The organism is Neomelitea salexigens DSM 19753, from assembly GCF_000422345.1.
Taxonomy (GTDB): domain Bacteria; phylum Pseudomonadota; class Gammaproteobacteria; order Pseudomonadales; family Spongiibacteraceae; genus Spongiibacter; species Spongiibacter marinus_A.
This window is the reverse complement of sequence record NZ_AULP01000009.1, coordinates 20,360-40,248: the sequence shown is the minus strand read 5'-3', so window position 1 is coordinate 40,248 and position 19,889 is coordinate 20,360. Positions and strand designations below refer to the sequence as shown.

Below are 19,889 nucleotides of genomic sequence, written 5' to 3'. Positions count from 1 at the left end.
CGATGGCGTTGCTGGCGACGTGCTGGCTGGCCTAATTTTGAGATGAAATTACTTGGTTAAAATCAATTTTCCCTGACGAGTAATTCGCAGTTGATATTGCTCGCCGGCGTGCAAAATACGCAACGGGCCTTCCTTGCAAAGCAACTGCGAACTCTGCACAACGTTGTCACGAATCGTGACATAGCGCTGGCTTGAGCGGCGATCCGGTTCCACATCAAACTCTCCAAACGGTAATGCGAACTATTATCATTTAATTTTTAGATGTCGTCAACTCTCAGTCAAGCCCTTGCCTTTTATTTTGGCCAGGCTATGCTGTCAGCTCACTCATCGACTTCCCGGCAACCATGAAACGCAAGCTCAAGACCTGCACAACACCACTCAAATTTCTCTCCTAAGCCGGGGAGTTAGTTCGCTCTCCGGCATGAAGGCAAACACCTTGTTTTCACTACTGGAGGGTCGACATGTCTTCTCGCGAGACTACCCAAACTATCAAGCGCAACATCGCCGACAAACGTGAATCGCTGTTCCCTGCACGACGCTTATCCGGGCTTCTGTCCGACACGCCAATTTTCAGCCAGCCCGCTGAGTTACTGGCAATATTGTGCAGGCTCGAGCAGGCACCTGCGGGAGATGACCGGGTGCGACTGGGTGATCACGTTCTACTTGAATGCGGCGAATTTAGCGAATTACTGTGCGTCAAATTGGTGTTACCAAAAGACGTGACGCTCAGGCACTACCACCTTTCTGTGCTTTCGCCGCTGGGCAGGGCCGTTTATCAACAGCCACTCGGCGCGGAGCTGTCCATCAAGATGGCTCGCCGCCCGGTAACGTTCCGACTGCTGCACTTCTATCGCTAATCATCTGTGGAGGGAAACCCGCTATGGAGCTTTCATCGCGCCGCACGCTTATTTATTCATACATGAATGCGATCAGCAGCGCTCGCAACGCGGCGCAGCATGGCGCTGGATCGTGGGAGAGTAAACATGGCCAAAGAAAAGCCGAAAAAAACCGCCCAAAAATCGCTGAAGGATAAACGCCGCGAGAAGCGCGAAAAACGCAGAAACAGCGATTAACTCAGCCATTCGGCGCCGCCCCGCGGCGCCGTTATTAAAGCCGGTATTTCAGGCTGACATCTAGCTGACGCGGCGCGATCGCCTTTCCAAAATGCGCGCCACTAAGTGTTGGAATATCACCGCTGCCTTCCAGCGCATGTTTGTCACCGGCATTGCGCAAAAATGCCTGCAATGACCACTGCTCGTCGTCATCGGCGACACGCAGGCGCAGATTATAGGTGCCAAACTCGCTTTGAAAATCTATCGGATCCTGGTCGGCCTGCAGGTACTTGTCGTCTTCATATAGCACGTCGACACCAAACAGTACGTTCACCGGCCATTCACCGAGGTCATGAAAATAATTCACACTGAAGTTTGCTTTCCACAACGGCGCATTCGCCAGCGGTCGACCGGTTAGATCACAGGGCGTGTCTTCACCAGCGGGACAGGGGCCATTTTCATAGTCGGTAAAACTGGCATCAAGATAGGCAACAGCGAGGTTGCCTGAAATGCCCCAGGGCGTCACGAAGGCCGACTCCAACTCTGCACCTTTGGAGATCGCCCCCGCTGCATTGGAGATACGACTAACATTGCCTTCAAAAATAGTAAGTTGAAGGTCTTCAAATTCCGTGTAAAACGTGGCGAAGTTAAGTGAGGCTGCACCACCGAAAAAACGAGCTTTCGCACCCAGCTCATAGGTCAGCGAGGACTCAGGTTCTACTTCGGTTATTTCAGCGCGCACCGCCGAACCACTGTAGCCGCCACTTTTAAACCCCGCCGCCGCGCTGCCATAAAACGTAATATCGTCACCTGGAATCCAGCTGAGAGACAACTTGGGGCTAACATCTTCATCGACGCGTTTATCGATAAGGCGATATTCCTCGGCGGTTACCAGCTGGGTAAAGATGGGGCCATCGAGATCCGTGCCGGCAGTGAACATTTGCAGCTGTTGGTCGACGTCCTTCTCTTCACGCGATACACGAATACCACCAGTTAACGTCCACTCCGGCGAAAAATGCCAACTTGCCTGCGCATAAGCCGCCGTACTGAGGTTTTCCTGGTAGCCGTCAATCAACAGCCTCTCTCCCGGACCACCGCCAATCACTGAGGCCAAAATGGGGTCGAGACTCGCCAGCAGTCCACTGGTTGCCGATAGCCCCGTTAGCAAATCCTCAGGGTTCGGCGCGGCATCGATAATCACGCGAATACGGGTATCGCTGGTGGCGGCGTAAATACCTGCCACGTAATCAAATTTGCCGTCAAACATGCCCAGCGGAGAAACAATGCGCAGCTCGCTGCTCAGCTGTTCATAATCCTCAGCGTTCAAAAAATACAGTAGGGGAATGGGTGAAAAATCCAAGTCGCTATTGGATTCCTCTGCGATGGTAGTCAGCGAATTTATCCAGGCAAATTCATGCCCCCACAGCTGTGCGTTGAAACGGATATCGTATTTATTGCCATTTTGGTATGTCTCAGCAGGGTAGTCCTGCGAGCTCAATTCATTGGAAGGGTCGAGCTCAACACGCGGGTCATAAAACTGCATCAGCTGAAACTGCTCGGGCGTTGCGGTCTGCACCTGAAAACTGCCGAGACGAAATTCCTGATTGGTATCGGCCGCTGCGAAGGTAACATCCAGCCAGTCGGCAATATCCCAGCGCAGCTGCAGGCGACCAATGCGCGCATCGACACTGCCTTCATCGCGACCCAGGGTGGTGTTGTACACGGCGCCATCGCGCTGGTTAATCAAACCAGAGGCGCGTAATGCCAGCCTATCGTTAATAGGAATGTTCGCGGTTACGCTGTACTTATCGAGGTCTTCTTCGCCCGTTACCAGCTCACCAGAGAACTCCAACTCCTGACTGGGCTGGTTAGAGCGAATACTGATAGCACCCGAGATAGTGTTCTTACCAAATAGTGTGCCCTGAGGGCCTCGCAGAATTTCCACTGAAGCCACATCGAGAAAGGCCGCATCAAGAAACGCCAGGCGACCGAGGTAGACACCATCCAAAAACAGGCCAGCCGATTGTTCAAAGCCTTTATCAAAGGGCGAGCCCAAGCCCCGCACCTGCAGGCTGGTAAAAGGCGCATGACTAAAAACGCTGAGATTAGGCGTGAAGTTGGAGATGTCTTCCATATTGCCAATATTGGCATCCGCCATCATTTCCGCCGACATCGCCACCACCGATATGGGCACCTCTTGGAGACTTTCTTCACGTTTTTGCGCGGTAATGACGATCTCTTCGAGCACCGGTGAGCGCGCCATCAAGTCTGTGCTCAACAGACAAAATACACTAGCAAGCAATCGCTTCTTCATCATTTATCCACTGGCCTCAGTCTTATCGCGCTGGCGGGCGCATAACCAATACCGGCGTATTGGCTTTATATTCTTCGTAGTCCACTTGACCACCCCACTTATCGTCAGCGCGTTTCTCAAGCAGCGGCACGCCGCTAATCCGCGTGAGCAGCACCACCACAAACAGCGGCGATATCATCGTCACCCACTGCCAGCCTTGCAGACTGGGAATAGCCACAATCGCCACACCCAGCCAGAGCACAATCTCACCGAAGTAATTGGGATGACGCGACCACCGCCACAGGCCCATATTTATGAATTTGCCGGCGTTCTCTGTTTGCTGGTTAAAACGGGTTTTCTGCGCGTCGGCGATGGCTTCTATCGACAAGCCGGCCAGCCACACCAAACCACCAGCAATCGCCCAGACATCGATGTCAGGCGCTCGCGAGCTGGTTATCGCCGCGAGGGCTGCCGCAAGAGTGACAAACACCCAGAGCCCCTGCAGCGTCCAGGTAACCAAAAAGCGAGACCAAATAGGTTTAATTTCGTCGAAGCGGCCATCTTTTCCCGCACGTTTTACCCGGCGAAATAAGAAAGGCCCGAGGCGCAATGCCCAAATGAATACCATTGCACTGAGCAGTATCGATCGGGGAGCGGCCTCTGCCAATGAGGTCGACGACGCCAGCAGCGCAAGCGTAATCACAGCAAGGTAGGTAAGACTGCCGGTAAGGTCGTAGTAGTGCTCGGTTTGGAAAATATACGATGGAACAAAAATCAGCCACTGCACTAAAAACGCCAACCCCGCACAGGCCAACATCAACGGAAAACCGGCAACCTCGAGGCCACCATCACCGCCAGCAAGAGCGATTGCCACGGCAATTAGCACCGACACCAGGATCACTGCCAGTGCAATTAGTTTCTTTTTCATGGAGCATCTCCTTCAGCTATCCACCGGCTGCGCAACAGGCTTCAATTACTTACATTCTTCTGTGATGAGCAATTAAATCGCCTGCTTCAGGCAGTGATTCGGCTGCCAAATGACGCTGCCGAAACGCCGCGGTTCAAAGTGATATTGATCTGCTTAACAGTGTGCTTAGGCGCACACCGAGCGGCCAATTTTCCTGATACCTCGACTTTTATTTTTCGCCATTATTACTGAATCAAGGCTCATACATCATTTGCCAGCGAACCGGTAAATGCAAGTAAGTCACGACGTGCAATTGATGCGCATTAGCTGCATCAACGCGACCAATTGTACGTATGCGGCTATAAAATGGATGAGTCCCGCCTAGGGAATAAGCCGGTAGAGAGAAAGCGCATTGCCGTAGGGAAAGGGATTGGGAATCAGTAAGCCTTTCTCACTGACGAGAATGTCTGTCGGCTCAAAAAGCGGTGGGCGACCCAGGCGTAACTGACTGGGGCTATCAAAGCTGAGAGGCTCGCTGCGACTAAGCAATTCGCCGTCCTGACTAACCAGTGCGATAGCGCCCTCACTGAACAAGCTGAGTAAGAGTGCATCGCCTGCGACACTCAAATCGTCGGGAATACTAGTGAACTGAAAAAGCTCTTCTGGCTCTCCGGCGGAGCCATCGGCGGCAATGTCTACCCGCAGTAGCACACCGAGTGTTGGCGGCAGTAGTCGGCTTGCCGTAATAAACAAACTGCGCCCGACACTCGCAATACCATTGGGTTGATAGCCTGTTAGCGAGAGCCAGTCGCTCTGCTCAACAACCTGCATGGCATCACTGGCGGAAAATCGAACCCTAACCACCTTGGGGTCAGGCAGCGTCAAACCCAGTTCAACCGGCCCGTTAACAACATACAGCTCCCCGCTCGGCCCGGCAGCCAAGCCATTGGGCATAGTCAGACCGAGCGGATGGATAAGAGAAAACTCAGGGGTTTCGGTAAGCCGCGCAGCCCACAATCCGCCGTCGTCGAATACGTTGACATAGAGCGTGTCGCCACGCTGGGCCATACCACCAAAACCACTGCCACCGGCTGTACCCACCGAACGAGGCAGCGCGCGAAACTCACCAGACTCTTTTACCACTTCATAGATATTGGCGTTACCCGTGACAAATAAACGGCCACTGTCGGTAAAAAACACATTCTCCGCGCCGGGGATCTCCAATATACGCTGCTTGCTGCGACATTCCTCCGCGACACAGCTCGGCGTGAAAGAAGTGTTTGCACTGCCACCGCCAGTGCTACTGTCATTACAGGCGGTGATCATTAGCAAACTTAGCAGCAAGATTGCGTTTTTCATGCGGGCAGCTCCCCTTCCGTTTCTTGCGCAGCGGGGCTGCTGGCAGCAAATTGCACATCCTGTTGCTTGGCAAGCATCTCACAACTGCCGCACTGCACATCAATTTTCAGTGCCTGCCCACAGGGTTTGTGCGTTAGCGCCAGAACCTCGCCCTGTGGCCGCCAGTCCACCGCCCACTGTCGCAAGGCAATGATGATTGGATACAACGACAAGCCTTTTTTGCTTAGGTGGTACTCGTAGCGCGGCGGATTGGTCTGATAGCTTTTGCGCTCAAACACATTCACCGCAGACAACAGGTTGAGGCGGTCCGTTAATATGTTCGATGCAATACCCAGCTGCTTCAAAAATCCGTCGTAGCGCCGCGTGCCGAAAAACGCACAAATGAGAATAAGCAGCGTCCAGCGGTCGCCAATCAGATCACTAATCCCCGCCATGGCCAGATCTTCTTCACCGGTAGACTGAGAAACCCGCACACGTCGCTGACCGCTCAGCGACTTAATTGCAGCGATTTGTTGCTCGGTATCTCGCGCCACGGAGGGCAAAGCCATTGAGCCCAGGGTTATCGGCGCATGGCAGTGTCCACATACGGCAACCGGGTGCATTGGCTGCCCGCAATGCGTATGCAGCAATGTGTAAGGCAGGGCATCACGATAGGCGGCCCCGCCCCACTCCAACTCCCATTGCCATGCCAATAGTGAAGCGGAAAACAACGCTCGGCCCTTCTCGCTGAGGCGGTATTCGAAGCGGCTGGAGCCTTCGCCGTAGGCATGCTTTTGCAGCACGCCCTCTGCGACAAGGGCATTGAGCCGGCGACTCAGGGTCGCCCGGCTGGCCCCGGTGTGACGCCGAAACTCTTCAAACCGTTGGCGCCCCAAAAAAGCATCGCGCAAGATCAACAACGACCAGCGGTCGCCGATCACATCCAAACCTTGCGCAATACTGCTGTTAACAACTAAGTGGTTGATATTCATAGATTCTCTATACCTGAGAAGCAGCAGTATAGGACCAAAGCCACCGCCGCAACAGTCGAAAACATTGACAGCACAAAATTCAGTATCATAATGCAACTCACTATATCGATTGATTTGGCACGCCCAACAAGGAATACCGCCGTGACGATAAGCTATAAAAACACCGTCAAACACACGCTCAAACCGAGCCTACACCCCTACCTCAACGGTGCCTGGACACCCAACTTTGACGAGCTCACAGCCACCGACCTCGAGGTGATTGGCACCATTCCCAGCGATATCGACGGCGTCTATATTCGAAATACCGAGAACCCCGTCCACGAAGCTATCGGCCACTATCACCCCTTTGACGGCGACGGCATGCTGCACGCGATGGTGTTTAAAGACGGGAAAGCTGAGTACAGAAATCGCTTTGTTCGCACCAAAGGCTTTGAGGCTGAACAAGAGGCTGGCGAGGCCATTTGGGCGGGCATCGCCAATAATCCGAAGAAATCCAAACGCCCAGGCTGGGGTGCGCAGGGCTATCTAAAAGATGCCTCATCGACGGATGTTGTGGTTCATGCCGGTCAAGTGCTGTCCACCTTCTGGCAATGCGGCGACGGCTACCGCCTCGACCCTTTCACCCTGGAACAGCACGGTGCAGAGCGATGGACACCACTGGACGGCATCTCTGCCCACCCGAAAGTGGACGAGCGCAGTGGCGAAATGCTGTTTTTCAACTACTCCACCTATCCGCCCTACCAACATTACGGCGTGGTAGACAGCAACAACAAGCTGGTGCACTACACACCGGTGCCAACACCGGGGCCGCGCCTCCCGCACGACATGGCGTTCACAGAGAACTATTCCATCCTGGTCGACCTGCCGATGTTCTGGAACCCCGCGCTGCTAGAGCAAGGCAAATATCACGCGGAGTACCACCCCGAGTTACCCACGCGCTTTGCTATTTTGCCGCGCTATGGCACTGACGAAGACGCCATTTGGTTTGAAGCGTCGCCCACCTATGTGCTGCACTGGATGAACGCCTACGAAGATGGCGATGAAATTATTTTGGACGGCTACTTTCAGGATGACCCCGACCCAGCACCGCTGCCGGGCCTACCGCCCGCTGCGGGTAAAATGATGGCCAACATCGACCTGTGCTCGCTAAAAACACGGCTGCATCGCTGGCGTTTCAACCTGAAAACCGGCGAGGTCAACGAGCAACATCTGGACGAGCGCGCCCTGGAATTCGGAACCTTCAACCAGCGCTATGCCGGCATCAAATCCCGCTACCTCTACTCCGTATGGAACGAACCCGGCATGTTTCTATTTTCCGGCATAGTCAAACACGACCTGGAAACCGGCGACAGTTGGGAGCTGCCCTTTGGCGAACAACGTTACGGTAGCGAAGCACCGTTCGCGCCACGGGTAAATGCCAGAGACGAGGACGATGGCTACCTGGTTAGCTTTATCACCGACATGAAAGCCGACCGATCTGAGTGCGTGTTGATCGACGCCAAAGACATTGAGGCGGGCCCCGTTTGCCGAATTATTCTCCCCCACCGCATTAGCAGCGGTACCCACGCGACTTGGGCCGACGGCCAGAGTATTCGCACGTACCAAAATTCATGAAGCGCTGGTAGTCTTGACGTTCGTGCCGCCGACAAGCGGCCATAACAACCAACAATAAAAAGTGGGGAACATATGGACGCAGCTTTCTGGGACGGCCTCCGCGCGCCAGGTATTCCAAATACCGTAGATACTGAAGCCTACAATAATGTGCTGGAAATCATTGAGCAGGCCTTTGCCGAACACGCCCAGCGCCCTGCTTTTACGGGCATCAATCACACATTGAGTTACGCCGAAATTGATCAACTTAGCGACGCTTTCTGCCGCTATCTTCAGCACAACACCAACCTTAAACCCGGCGACCGCATTGCCATCCAAATGGCCAACCTGTTGCAGTACCCCGTGGTGATTTACGGTGCGCTGCGCGCTGGCTTGGTGGTGGTGAATACCAACCCGCTCTATACCGCCAGGGAAATGCGTCATCAATTTAAAGACTCGGGCGCCAAGGCGCTGATCTTCATGAGCACATTTGGTGACAGCGTCGCAGAAGTCATCGCCGACACCGACATTGAAACGGTGATTGTCACCAATCTCGGTGACCTGTTGCCCACCGGTAAACGCCTGCTTTTCAACTTTGTTGCCAAGCACGTGAAGAAGATGGTGCCAAGCTACCACCTGCCACAACAACTGCAGCTGCGCGACGTATTAGCACAAGGCAAAAAAGCGCCAGCACGCCAGTCCGTTTCACCCAAGCGCGACGACTTGGCCATGTTGCAATACACCGGTGGTACGACCGGCGCAGCAAAAGGTGCAATGCTCAGCCACGGAAATTTGGTGGCCAATATGATGCAAATAAATGGCATTCTGGAGCAGCACAACGAACACGGGCAGCCGCTGTTTGATAAAACCAAAAGCGAGAACATCGTTGCGCCGCTGCCGCTGTACCATATCTATGCGTTCTCCATGCACCTAATGTCAGCGGCATATAATGGTCAGCACAATATTCTTATCGCTAACCCACGCGACGCAAACACCTTTGTGCGCGCGCTCAAACCCTGGAAAATCAACGTCTTCATCGGCCTCAACACGCTTTTTGTTTCGCTGCTCAAACACCCCGAGTTCCGCAAGCTCGACTTCAGCGGGCTGAAGGCCACGAACTCAGGTGGCACGGCGCTGGTTCCCGACACGGCCAGCCGTTGGCGCGAACTCACCGGCTGCAACATTGGGGAAGGCTATGGCCTGACAGAGTGCTCGCCCGTGGTTAGCGCCAGTGGCGCAGGCGCCTTCATTAACCCTGAATCAGTGGGGCTACCCGTACCCAATACCGCCCTGAAAACCGTCGACAGCGACGGCAAGGAAACAGCTCTGGGCGAACCGGGAGAGCTGTGCGTGAAAGGCCCACAAGTCATGCAAGGCTATTGGCAACGCCCCGACGCCACCGCCGAGGTCATCGATGAAGACGGCTGGTTCCACACTGGCGATGTCGCCACCATCGACGAGCAGGGCATTGTGCGCATCGTCGACCGCCTCAAGGACATGGTGCTGGTATCGGGCTTTAACGTCTTCCCCAATGAAATCGAGAACGTTGTACTCGAGCACCCTCAAGTGGAACTGGCTGCGGCCATTGGAGTGAAAGACGAAAAAACCGGCGAGGCCGTCAAATTGTTTGTGGTGCCCACTGACCCAACGCTGACGAAAGAAACCCTGCTGAGCTATTGTCGGGAGCAGCTAACCGCCTACAAAATCCCTAAGTACATCGAGTTCCGCGACGAGCTGCCCATGACGCCAGTGGGTAAAGTTCTGCGCAAGGAACTGCGTAAAGAAACGGAAGAGGTCTAACGTTCATGAGCCGTCCACGGGTATACATTTTAGGGGGGACGCAAAGTGATTTTGCCAACAACCTCTACCGCAGTGGCGGTGATATCGCATCGCTTTTTATCGATACGGTTCGGCAGGGGCTCGATGCCTGCGCGCTCGACCCAGCCGACGTAGAGGTGGGTCACGTAGGCAACTTTGTCTCATCGCTGTTTACCGGCCAGTCTCAACTGGGCGGCTTCTTCGGCCATGTCGATCCTGCCATGGCAACCCTGCCCGCCTCCAGCCACGAGGCGGCCTGCGCCTCCGGCTCTATGGCGCTGCTCGCGGCAATGGCAGACCTACAGGCTGAGCGCTACGACGTAGCCTGCGTAGTCGGCATCGAAGTCATGCGCAATGTGCCCGGGGACGACGCCGCCAACAATCTGCGACCAGCGGCCTGGGCGAGTCAGGAATGGCAAGACACACCCTATGTGTGGCCCTGCGCCTTTGACAATATGATTGATGAATACCAGCAGAGATACGGCCTGGATAAACAGCACCTCTACGCCATTGCCCAGCAAAATTTTGACAACGCCAAACTCAACCCCAATGCCCAAAGCCGAAACTGGCAGTTTGGCCCCGATAGCTTCAGTGACGACGACACCGCTAACCCAAGGATCAGTGGCAACATTCGTCGCCAGGACTGCGGACAAATTACCGACGGGGCGGCCGTGGTGTTTCTGGCCAGCGAACAGCGCGCAAAGGACTATGCCACGCAGCGCGGTATCGCCCTGGAATCGCTGCCCTATATCAAGGGCTGGGGTCACATCAATGCCCCTATCGGCTTCGCCGAAAAACTGCGCATGAGCGCTGGGCAACCGGCCATCTTCCCGCATATACAGCAATTGTTCTCCCAAACCCTACAAAGGGCGGGCATGACGCATATCAATGACGTCGACGGCCTGGAAGTGCACGATTGCTTTAGCATCACCGAATATATGATTATCGACCACTGCGGCCTATATTCACCGGGGGAAGCCTGGAAAGCCATTGAAAATGGCGATATCGCGCCCGGCGGCAAACTGCCGGTTAACATGAGTGGCGGTTTAATTGGCCTCGGGCACCCCGTTGGAGCCACCGGCGTACGCATGGCTTTGGACGCCAGCAAACAGGTTCGTCAGACTGCTGGCGGCTACCAAATAGCGGGCGCCAAAAATATCATGACCTTCAACCTCGGCGGCAGCGCAACCACCTGCGCCAGCCTTATTATCGGTCGGGATACGCCTTAACCACTATCGCCGCACCGCCACAACAATGGCGGTCACACCTCGCCCACTTCCCAGCCCTTTATTTTTCGGTATATCGTTGAGGCACTAACGCCCAAGCACGCGGCCGCCAAGGGGATATTTCCTTCGCACTGCTCTATCGCGGACTCGATCGCCTCTTTTTCTACCAGCCATAAGGGGCGTATGCCCTCTGCGCCGTTAAGGCTGGTCACAGGGTTTTTCTGCTCCCCCGCGCTACGTGTTTTACTGAGCGGACTGGCTGGGCGGCCGATCGGAGGCTGCCCATCGGTGGTCAACGCCGCCAACATGCCTCGATCAATCTCCTCGGCATCATTGATAACCACAATATTCTCAATAACGTTTTGCAGCTCGCGAATATTTCCGGGCCAGTCATACTGATTAATAAGTGCTTCCGCGTCGGCAGTAAAGCCGGAAAAGCTTTTGCCGTTTTGCCGGCTCTTTTCCTGTAAAAAATGTTTGGCAAGCAGCAATACATCGCTGCCGCGATTGCGCAGTGGCGGTAATTGCACCGGAATCACGTTCAGGCGATAAAACAAGTCTTCGCGAAAGCGACCTTCCCCCACTTCTTTGGCCGGGTCCCGATTCGTTGCGCACACAATGCGAATATCGCTGCTAAGAAGTTTATTGCCGCCGACCCGGGTAAAAGTGCCCGTCTGCAAAAAACGCAATAATTTTGCCTGTAAACTCAGATCCATCTCGCAGATTTCATCGAGAAAGAGCGTGCCACCATTCGCCTGTTCTGCTGCCCCCAAGCGCTGACTTACAGCCCCGCTAAAGGCGCCTTTTTCATGGCCAAAAATTTCTGACTCAAACAGCTCTGCCGGAATAGCCGCACAGTTTATTGCCACAAACGGGCCATTAGCCCTGGCGCTTGCATCGTGTAAAGACTGTGCACAGACCTCTTTACCCGTGCCGCTCTCCCCCGTAACAAAAACACTGGCTTTGCTACGCGCAGCGCTGTTAAGCAAACGGAATACCGTTTTCATTGCCGCAGATTCACCGACAAAGTGAGACTCCACAGGCTGCCCAGCTGTCTTGGGCGACGTTCGCTCGTCGGCCTGCGCTACAGGCTGGGTAGAGTCATTGTCTTGCGTACGGTCAGCGGCCAGCTGCTCACTGGCAGCATGTAGCGAGGTAATCAATCGGTCTTTAGAGAACGGCTTCTCAATGAAGTCAAAACCACCTAGGCGCATTGCATCGACGGCGACATCAATTGAGCTGTTAGCGGTCACCACGATCACGGGTAAGTTGGGCGCGCGCTCTTTAGCAAAGCGCATTACCTCCAAACCACTGACATCGGGCAGACTCACATCCTGCACCATGATATCTGGTCGCTCTTCTTTCACCCCCAGCATCGCGCTATGGCCATCGACGAAGTGGCGCGTGCGGTAACCGGCATTTTCCAAATAACCGCAGTACAAAGCACCACTGGACAAACTGTCCTCAACCACATAGACCAGCTCTTGCGTCTCACTCATGATCACTTTCCTCTTTCGGCAGCAGCCGAGTCCGTGCAGCTTCTGCCGCCTTATCACAAAGTTCTATTAGCGGCGCAGCTTGCGACACATCACCGCGTGCACCCTCGTCGTTGATTCTTAGAGCAAGCTCGGCAAGCGAAGCTGCTCCGTACATCGCAGCCGAGTTCTTGAGAATATGCGCTACAGCCAGTATTTCTGTTTCATCTCCGCGGTCACGCGCCGTGAGTAATCGATCCCGTAACTGAGCCAGCTCTTGGACAAATAGCCCGAGTAATCGAGAGGCAGACTCCTCTCCCAAGTCCACGTAGAGCTGTTCAAGCGCTGACGAATACGTGGGTGACGCAGGCTCGCCGGTATCACCTCGCATAAGGTTTTCTAACTGAGAGGCTATAACTGGCTTTTCAATACAGTCATCAAACCCAGATTCGCGCATGTTACTCAATGCGCTAGCGGATGCTTCACCACTCAGTGCAACCACCCGCGTGGAAGCATTTGGGCCGCGGGTTTGCCGAATTTGGCGTACCACTTCGGAGCCTCGTAGGACTGGCATGTGTTCATCAAGTAAAATAATGTCAAACGCCTGTTGGCTTGCGAGCTGCAGCGCCTCCCCGCCATTTGCTACCGTACTCACTTGGTAACCCAATTTCGTCAACATGGCTTTCACGGTCAACAAGCCGGGAAGGCTATCGTCGGCAAGCAAAACCGTATCTCGTTTTGAAGATTCTTGAACCGTCATACCACTCCCCATAGAAAAGATAACATCAGCATTGAGTTAATAGGACGACAAGTTAGTTAGCAAAATACAAACCAAAACGAGCGGACAAAAATAAAGCTATATAATTCAGTCTATTAGGAATATACGACCGTGTTAGCTACCTGCCATAGCCAAAGAGTAGACCAGTATTTGCATATTGCAAATCAAATTGAAAGTCATCCTGCCATTCCGTCGCGCGATGGCTTAAAAAGCGAAGTCGTTGACCTTACGGCGAGCATAGAAAATACTGAATAGTTACTGCAGTGAGGAAATTGTGTATGACTCAGGATCGACAGCTCGCCGGCATCGAGGCCTTCTGTGAAATTATTCTTGACCCCAGCGGGCTTATAACAGCGCTTACTGTGCTGAATACCCACGATTTCAAGGAGCTCAATGCGGAACAGGAAGGTCGATACCTGCGCGATATACTCCCAAATATTCCGGAGCACGTTACAAACTCCACCCACGGTAAACACGACGAAAAGCCGGCGACCATCTTCCTGAATATCGACGACCAGTTCGTTGTGGTAACCACATCGGCTGGCAGTATCCCAGATACACGTAGACTACTTTTTTATAAAGACAGCATCGGCTTGAGTGAGCTGTACGAAAAAAACCAACGCTTAGAAGTTATTTCGCGCTCCCTTTACGAATCAAGCTTAGATGCAATCATCACCATCGATGGAAACAGCCTGATCTGCGAGTTCGGAGAATCTGCGGAAAAACTTTTTGGCTACCAACGCCATGAAGTGCTCGGAAAGAATGTCGCTGATATCATTATCCCGCCGGCACTTCGTCAAGCTCACCACGACGGCATGCGGAATTTTCATGAAACATTGACCGGCCCCGTGCTCAATACCCGCGTAGAAGTTCAGGCCATGCGCCGCGATGAAAGTATTTTTCCCTGCGAGCTAACAGTGGTTCCCACCCAGCCGATAGATGGGCAAACCTACTTTACAGCTACCATTCGGGATATCACCGAGCGCCGCGCTCACGAGGCATCATTGAAAAAAGCGAGGGAGATTGCAGAAGCCAGTAACTTAGCAAAAACTCGTTTTTTGGCACACATGAGTCACGAAATACGCTCGCCGATGAACGCCGTACTGGGCTGCATGGACTTGCTGTTAGACTCAAGCATTAATCCGGAGCAACAGTCTCTGGTTGAAACCTCGATGAGCGCGGGTGCGGGCTTACTCGGCATCATTGATGACATACTCGACTTCTCAAAGATTGAGGCCGGAGAGTTCAAAGCAAATTTCACGGCGATTACACTTGCGGACCTCTGCGAGCAGGTTGCCGATGTGATCACCGTGAGAGCCGGTAATAAAAATATCGATATTGCCGTAGTGCTGGATCCGAACCTTCCCAGTGCCGTCCAAAGTGACATTAGTTTTTTGCGCCGAATTTTAACCAACCTGCTGGATAATGCCGTTAAGTTTACTCACGACGGCGGCGTTTGCCTAAGCGTTGTTGTCGGCGAAATCTCTGCCACCGAAAACCACGCAGACATTATTTTCGAAGTGAGTGACACCGGAATTGGAATCGCCGAAGACAAGCAACACCAATTGTTCCAAGAGTTCAGTCAAGTGGACAGCAGCGACACCACCGACTACGGCGGCACCGGACTCGGGCTCGCTATCTGCAAGAAGCTTATCGAGCAACTTGGCGGTTATATCCATCTTACAAGTCAGCCTGGCCAGGGTTCTCTATTTCGTATCGTTATGCCCTTTAAAACAGAAGCTCTGCCTGCAAGCAGCTCACCAAAGTTGGACTGTTCCATTGCTGTCGCCACTAGCAACCCATCTTTTAAAAATGCCATCACGAAGCAAGCCGCCCTATGGCAACACGATTGTCAGTGCGTTTCAGATATTAGCGATTTCGGCGAAGCGGGACTCTATATTATCGATATTAGCCAAACGAGTTCGGCACCCAGTGTCATCGCTCGCAAATGTGCCGTAAAAGGAATAGACCCCGACAAAGTCATTATTTACGCGCCAGCCTTCTCTACTGACAGCGTACTCGGAGCATCGTCAGCGGGGTTCCCCAACGTTCTCCACCGCCCGCTCAAGCCCTCTACACTGGCGGCAGGGCGAATAAAAAATATGTCGCCCAATTCAGCACCGGCGCAAGGTGAGCCACTCCCAGCAACAAGCTCCCCCGAAAAGAGACACAAGCTGTTGCTCGCCGAAGATAATCAGGCAAACCAATTGGTTGCTAAAACCATGCTAGAGCGCGCTGGCTATCAACTCGATATCGTTGACAATGGCTTACTTGCCGTGGAAGCGGCGGAAACCGGCAATTACAGCTTGATACTAATGGACCTGCGAATGCCTGAGCTCGATGGTATAGAGGCCTGCAAACGCATTAGGGCGCTCGATAGCGATACCGCAAATATTCCTATTATCGCGATGACGGCAAATGCGTTTGCCAGTGATATCGCTCGCTGCTTAGACGCGGGCATGAACGACTTTATTGCCAAGCCTGTCGACCGCCAGGGCCTACTGCTTAGTTTGGATAAGTGGCTGAACTCGGGCCAAGCAACGGACAGTCAAGCGCTCAATAACAGCACAAGCCAGCCTGATGAAGTGCTTGACGCCGGCATTATCCAGCAGCTTGTGGATGACACGTCTCCCGACGCAGTGGTCACCATCATGGCCATGATCATCGAAGAGATTGATAAATTATCTGACCAGCTTTCTTCACTAGACTATAGCAATGCCACCATCGCCCAGCTTCGTGAAGCTGCGCATTCAAGCAAAAGTAGTGCAGGATATTGCGGCGCCACACAACTGCAGAGTTTTTGCCAGCAGCTTGAAACGGCCTGCGACCTGTTGGATCAAGATCAACTCAAGGCGCTGCACCAGAAAAGCAACGCCTACATCGAGGGGACACGTGCCGCGATCAGTATCTACCTGTCGACCCTGTCGCCAGGTTAGAAGCAAACGTCTGCAAAGTTTCGTCCAAGCTCACAGGACGGCCAAGTAAGAAACCTTGAGCGCTATCGCAACCCAATTGCCCGAGGATCGCCATTTGCTCTTCGTTCTCGATACCTTCGGCGACGATGAAAAGACCCAGGCGCTGCGCCATAGCAATAATCGCAGAGCACAGCGTGAAGTCGTCATCGCTGCGATGCAAACCCTCAATAAAACCGCGGTCAATTTTTAGCCCGTCAATATTAAATTCGCGCAGCAGGTTCAGCGAAGCGAAACCCGTACCAAAATCGTCTAGCCATATTTGCGCGCCCTCTCGCTGAAAAGCTTGAAAGGTGCGCATGGCCATTTTTGCATTGCGAATCAATGCGGTTTCCGTCAGTTCAAGCTTCAAAACAGAAGCGGGCAAGTCCAACTCAACTAACATCAACATGATTCTTTCGAACACATCGCCCTCACCAAACTGAGCTGGCGACAAGTTAACTGACATATAACAATCCATGCCCTTGTTACGCATTTGCGCGAGGTCGCTCAACGCTTGCTGGAACGTCCAATTACCAATTTCCACTATGCTGCCATTCTCTTCAGCATGGGGAATAAATTCTGCCGGCGAGATAACGCCAAATTTGGGCGACTGGCAGCGAATCAATGCTTCAAAGCCCATCAACTTACCACTCGTCATGGAGAATTGAGGCTGATAAACCATTCTAAAATGGTCGCCAGCCAGCGCGTCATTGATCACCTCATCTAAAAAATCTGGGATAGCGCCGGCATTCTGATACGGTGCATCGGCGTCCGGTTGGCATGCGTCATTGGTGCAGTGTGGCGTTAACATAAATCTCTCCGAGTAAAAGCAGCCCTCATTTGCCTGGAATACAGCAAAGCATGGGCCAACTCGAAGAAATCGTAAGATACTGATTATTATGTATTTTTAAATAGCCATTGCGATCGGAATGACCAGCACATCAAAAGCATATGCAAATTGCGAAGCAAATTAGCTATGTAATTGCAGCAAAGTTTTTCGACATTCCTCCAAGAGATGATAAAGCCGACGTTTATCTACAGGCTTTTTCAACCAGCCATGCGCCCCCTCAGGCATGGCGCTCACACCATCACACAAAGCCACTGCCCGCGCACTGGCGTGCCGACTGACAATAGCCTCCAGCGTTTCGCGCCCTTCGTGCACAGAAGGACAATCAAAAAGCACCACGTCAAAATATGTTTGGGCCAATGCCGTGTCCAACTCGGCTCGGTTACTCACACTTTGCAACTCAACCTGGTTATCATTCAACATGGCTTCACAGATCGCTCGCCCGGCAAGACTGGGCTCTAGCAGCAGCACGTTGAGCGCGGGTTCCGATGGGCGTGTATCAGGCTTTGACAGCGTCAATACGATAGTAAAACAGGATCCCGTGCCAAGCTGACTGTTCGCACTAATCTCCCCGCCCATTTTCTCTATTATTCGGCGGCAAATCGCCAACCCCAGCCCCGTGCCGCCATGGGGACGTATGGAACGGTTATCGAGCTGGGAAAACGGTTCAAATAAGCTATCGGCCTGCTCGCTGTCAAAACCGATCCCCTGGTCACTGACCTCGATCACCACCGTCATCGACGCCTCAGTCTCTTTAATACTGCGCGCTCGCAGTGCTATCTCGCCCTCGTTACTGAACTTAATCGCATTGCCCAATAGATTGAGTACTACCTGGCGCACGCGACCCGCGTCGCCCAATAAGGGCACGGCCAAAGCAGGAGCAAGCTCAACGCTCAATCTTAGTGACTTGGCTTGCGCATTGGCCTTCATTACCCGCGCCGCCGCATCGAGCGTGTCAACAAGATTAAAAGGCTCTTCAGTAAGCTCGAGCTTGCCAGCCTCCATTTTGCTGATATCGAGAATTTCATTCAGGATGTTTAGCAACTGCTTCGCTGAGTTATTGGCGGTGTCGATAAAGCTGCATTGCTGGGCAGTTAAGCCATCCTCGTCGCCGAGCAACTCTAACAACCCGAGAATAGCATTAAGCGGCGTTCGCAACTCATGACTGATCGTTGCGAGGAATTCATTCTTTGCTCTATTGGCGGCCTCAGCGCCGATTTTCTCTTCGATGAGTTGCAGTTCTTTTTGCTTTAACTCGGTAACGTCTCTATAAAAAACAACCAGCCCACCGTCACTCATCGTACTTTCTGTCACGAATAGCCAGCGACCGTCAGACAGCTGCCTTTCAGTGTAGGACACCCCTTGGCTTCGGCGTGCCAGTTGGCGCTCTACAAAGTGCTGGACCTCTTCTTTGTTATTAAACTTATACTGACCAAGCTCGACGCCCGTTCTTAGCAAGTCCTCATAAGTACTGCCGACGCCCACTGTTGAGCTGACCGCTGAAAACTGCTCGCGCAGGCGCTCGTTGACAACCACTAACACTCCCTCAGCATCGTAAATAGCAAAGCCATCGGGCAGCGCTTCAATTGCATCACGAAAGCGAGATTCACTGGCCCCCAGCGCCGCTACCGCACGCTGCACTGCCATTCGCAAACTATTAGGCAAACGCATCAGCCAATAGACGAAGGCCGATAGTACGCCAGCCGCTACCATCCAGAGCAAACGGTCACGTGCTTTCGTTGGCCATGTCGTTGACCAGCCGTTGCGTGGCATACTCGCGATCTGCCAACTGCCGGCCGGTAGCTTGATCTCACTGAGAATGGCATCGCTGCTGAATAGATCAGCACCACCATAGAACGTCGCACCGACTTCCCCCAGCGCGTCCGCTCCCCGTATGGCGACGTCATGTTGACGCGCAAAGTCATCCAACCCGACCTCTTCGATCAGCTCCTCTATATCGAGGAGAATCGTCCCAAAGCCCCAGAATTCGCGCTGTTCCGTATCTTCAGCAACAAAAATCGGCAAACGGCCAGCCAGCGCCTGCCCTCCTTGAATCAGCTCAAACGGCCCCGCAAGCCAGATACTTTTAGTAGATATCGCCAGCTCTGCCGCTGTTTTGCGACGCGGGTCAGCAAGGAGGTCGTGACCAATTGCCTTGCTGTTGGTTTCCACGGGCCACACATATCTTACGATCCCTTTTGGAGCTAACTGCAGGCTACGTATCGAACGGATATTCTGGCCCAGCTCCTCTGCAAACTGCTGAAATGTTACGTCGTTGATTTCCGGCTCGGCATGAACCAAGGCGTTAAGGCTTTGGACCAAATAAAGTTTAGCGTTAAGTGCAGATTCAACCCTCGCTCTCAGTACCGACACCTCCCGCAGCATTTTTGCTACCTCGGTGGAGCGCACTGTCTGCGCGTGCTCGCTTTCCAACACAACTCCTCCCACCAAGACCGCGGTGCCAATAAGCAGGGCGCCAATGCTGGCCCCCAGGCGAGAACTCAATTTGCGCAACCAATCTTGCTTAGCGGAATTAATCATCACCTTCTTCAACGTTTTCCCTGCTATCGACGCCTCCCGTATTAACACAGCTATCTAGCGACCAGGTCAACTCAAGCC

General features: G+C 53.3%; 14 protein-coding genes. 5 read left to right on the top strand and 9 right to left on the bottom strand.

Going from position 1 to position 19,889, the window contains the following annotated elements:
• Positions 1 to 48: 48 nt before the first annotated feature.
• Positions 49 to 213, bottom strand: a complete 165-nt coding sequence (gene hemP, locus H573_RS19370; RefSeq protein ID WP_084498074.1) for a hemin uptake protein HemP — start codon at positions 211 to 213, stop codon at positions 49 to 51.
• Positions 214 to 461: 248 nt separating this feature from the next.
• On the opposite strand from hemP, the gene H573_RS0113035 reads away from it, so the two are divergent.
• Positions 462 to 857, top strand: a complete 396-nt coding sequence (locus H573_RS0113035; RefSeq protein ID WP_027874660.1) for a GreA/GreB family elongation factor — start codon at positions 462 to 464, stop codon at positions 855 to 857.
• 250 nt (positions 858 to 1,107) lie between these two features.
• On the opposite strand, the gene H573_RS0113025 is transcribed toward H573_RS0113035, so the two are convergent.
• The 4 genes from H573_RS0113025 to H573_RS0113010 form a co-directional block, all read right to left on the bottom strand.
• The gene (locus H573_RS0113025; protein ID WP_205618942.1) at positions 1,108 to 3,366 is read right to left on the bottom strand and encodes a TonB-dependent receptor; all 2,259 of its coding nucleotides are present in this window, start codon (positions 3,364 to 3,366) and stop codon (positions 1,108 to 1,110) included.
• A 22-nt stretch (positions 3,367 to 3,388) separates the two neighbouring features.
• Entirely contained in the window at positions 3,389 to 4,273 is an 885-nt protein-coding gene (locus H573_RS0113020; protein WP_027874658.1) for a DUF1295 domain-containing protein, read from the bottom strand.
• 360 nt (positions 4,274 to 4,633) lie between these two features.
• Positions 4,634 to 5,611, bottom strand: a complete 978-nt coding sequence (locus H573_RS0113015; protein ID WP_027874657.1) for an SMP-30/gluconolactonase/LRE family protein — start codon at positions 5,609 to 5,611, stop codon at positions 4,634 to 4,636.
• Entirely contained in the window at positions 5,608 to 6,582 is a 975-nt protein-coding gene (locus H573_RS0113010; protein WP_027874656.1) for a winged helix-turn-helix transcriptional regulator, read from the bottom strand. The genes H573_RS0113015 and H573_RS0113010 overlap by 4 nt, the downstream gene beginning before the upstream one ends.
• 141 nt (positions 6,583 to 6,723) lie before the next feature.
• On the opposite strand from H573_RS0113010, the gene H573_RS0113005 reads away from it, so the two are divergent.
• From H573_RS0113005 to H573_RS0112995, 3 genes are all read left to right on the top strand, one after another.
• The gene (locus H573_RS0113005) at positions 6,724 to 8,196 is read left to right on the top strand and encodes a carotenoid oxygenase family protein (RefSeq protein ID WP_027874655.1); all 1,473 of its coding nucleotides are present in this window, start codon (positions 6,724 to 6,726) and stop codon (positions 8,194 to 8,196) included.
• 72 nt (positions 8,197 to 8,268) lie between these two features.
• The gene (locus tag H573_RS0113000; RefSeq protein ID WP_027874654.1) at positions 8,269 to 9,972 is read left to right on the top strand and encodes an AMP-binding protein; all 1,704 of its coding nucleotides are present in this window, start codon (positions 8,269 to 8,271) and stop codon (positions 9,970 to 9,972) included.
• Between the two features lie 5 nt (positions 9,973 to 9,977).
• Positions 9,978 to 11,219, top strand: a complete 1,242-nt coding sequence (locus H573_RS0112995; protein WP_027874653.1) for an acetyl-CoA acetyltransferase — start codon at positions 9,978 to 9,980, stop codon at positions 11,217 to 11,219.
• Between the two features lie 32 nt (positions 11,220 to 11,251).
• On the opposite strand, the gene H573_RS0112990 is transcribed toward H573_RS0112995, so the two are convergent.
• Both H573_RS0112990 and H573_RS0112985 read right to left on the bottom strand, forming a co-directional pair.
• Entirely contained in the window at positions 11,252 to 12,715 is a 1,464-nt protein-coding gene (locus tag H573_RS0112990) for a sigma-54-dependent transcriptional regulator (RefSeq protein ID WP_027874652.1), read from the bottom strand.
• The gene (locus H573_RS0112985; protein ID WP_027874651.1) at positions 12,708 to 13,451 is read right to left on the bottom strand and encodes a response regulator; all 744 of its coding nucleotides are present in this window, start codon (positions 13,449 to 13,451) and stop codon (positions 12,708 to 12,710) included. Before H573_RS0112985 ends, H573_RS0112990 begins: the two co-directional genes overlap by 8 nt.
• 296 nt (positions 13,452 to 13,747) lie before the next feature.
• Between H573_RS0112985 and H573_RS0112980 the strand changes: the two genes are divergently transcribed.
• Entirely contained in the window at positions 13,748 to 16,405 is a 2,658-nt protein-coding gene (locus tag H573_RS0112980) for an ATP-binding protein (RefSeq protein WP_027874650.1), read from the top strand.
• Here H573_RS0112980 and H573_RS18180 read toward each other — a convergent pair.
• Both H573_RS18180 and H573_RS19120 read right to left on the bottom strand, forming a co-directional pair.
• Positions 16,371 to 17,234, bottom strand: a complete 864-nt coding sequence (locus H573_RS18180) for an EAL domain-containing protein (protein WP_084498070.1) — start codon at positions 17,232 to 17,234, stop codon at positions 16,371 to 16,373. The two genes, H573_RS0112980 and H573_RS18180, sit on opposite strands and share 35 nt — an antisense overlap.
• A 159-nt stretch (positions 17,235 to 17,393) precedes the next feature.
• A complete protein-coding gene (locus tag H573_RS19120) occupies positions 17,394 to 19,811 on the bottom strand; it encodes an ATP-binding protein (RefSeq protein ID WP_051171293.1) in 2,418 nt (805 codons plus the stop codon).
• Between the last annotated feature and the right edge of the window lie 78 nt (positions 19,812 to 19,889).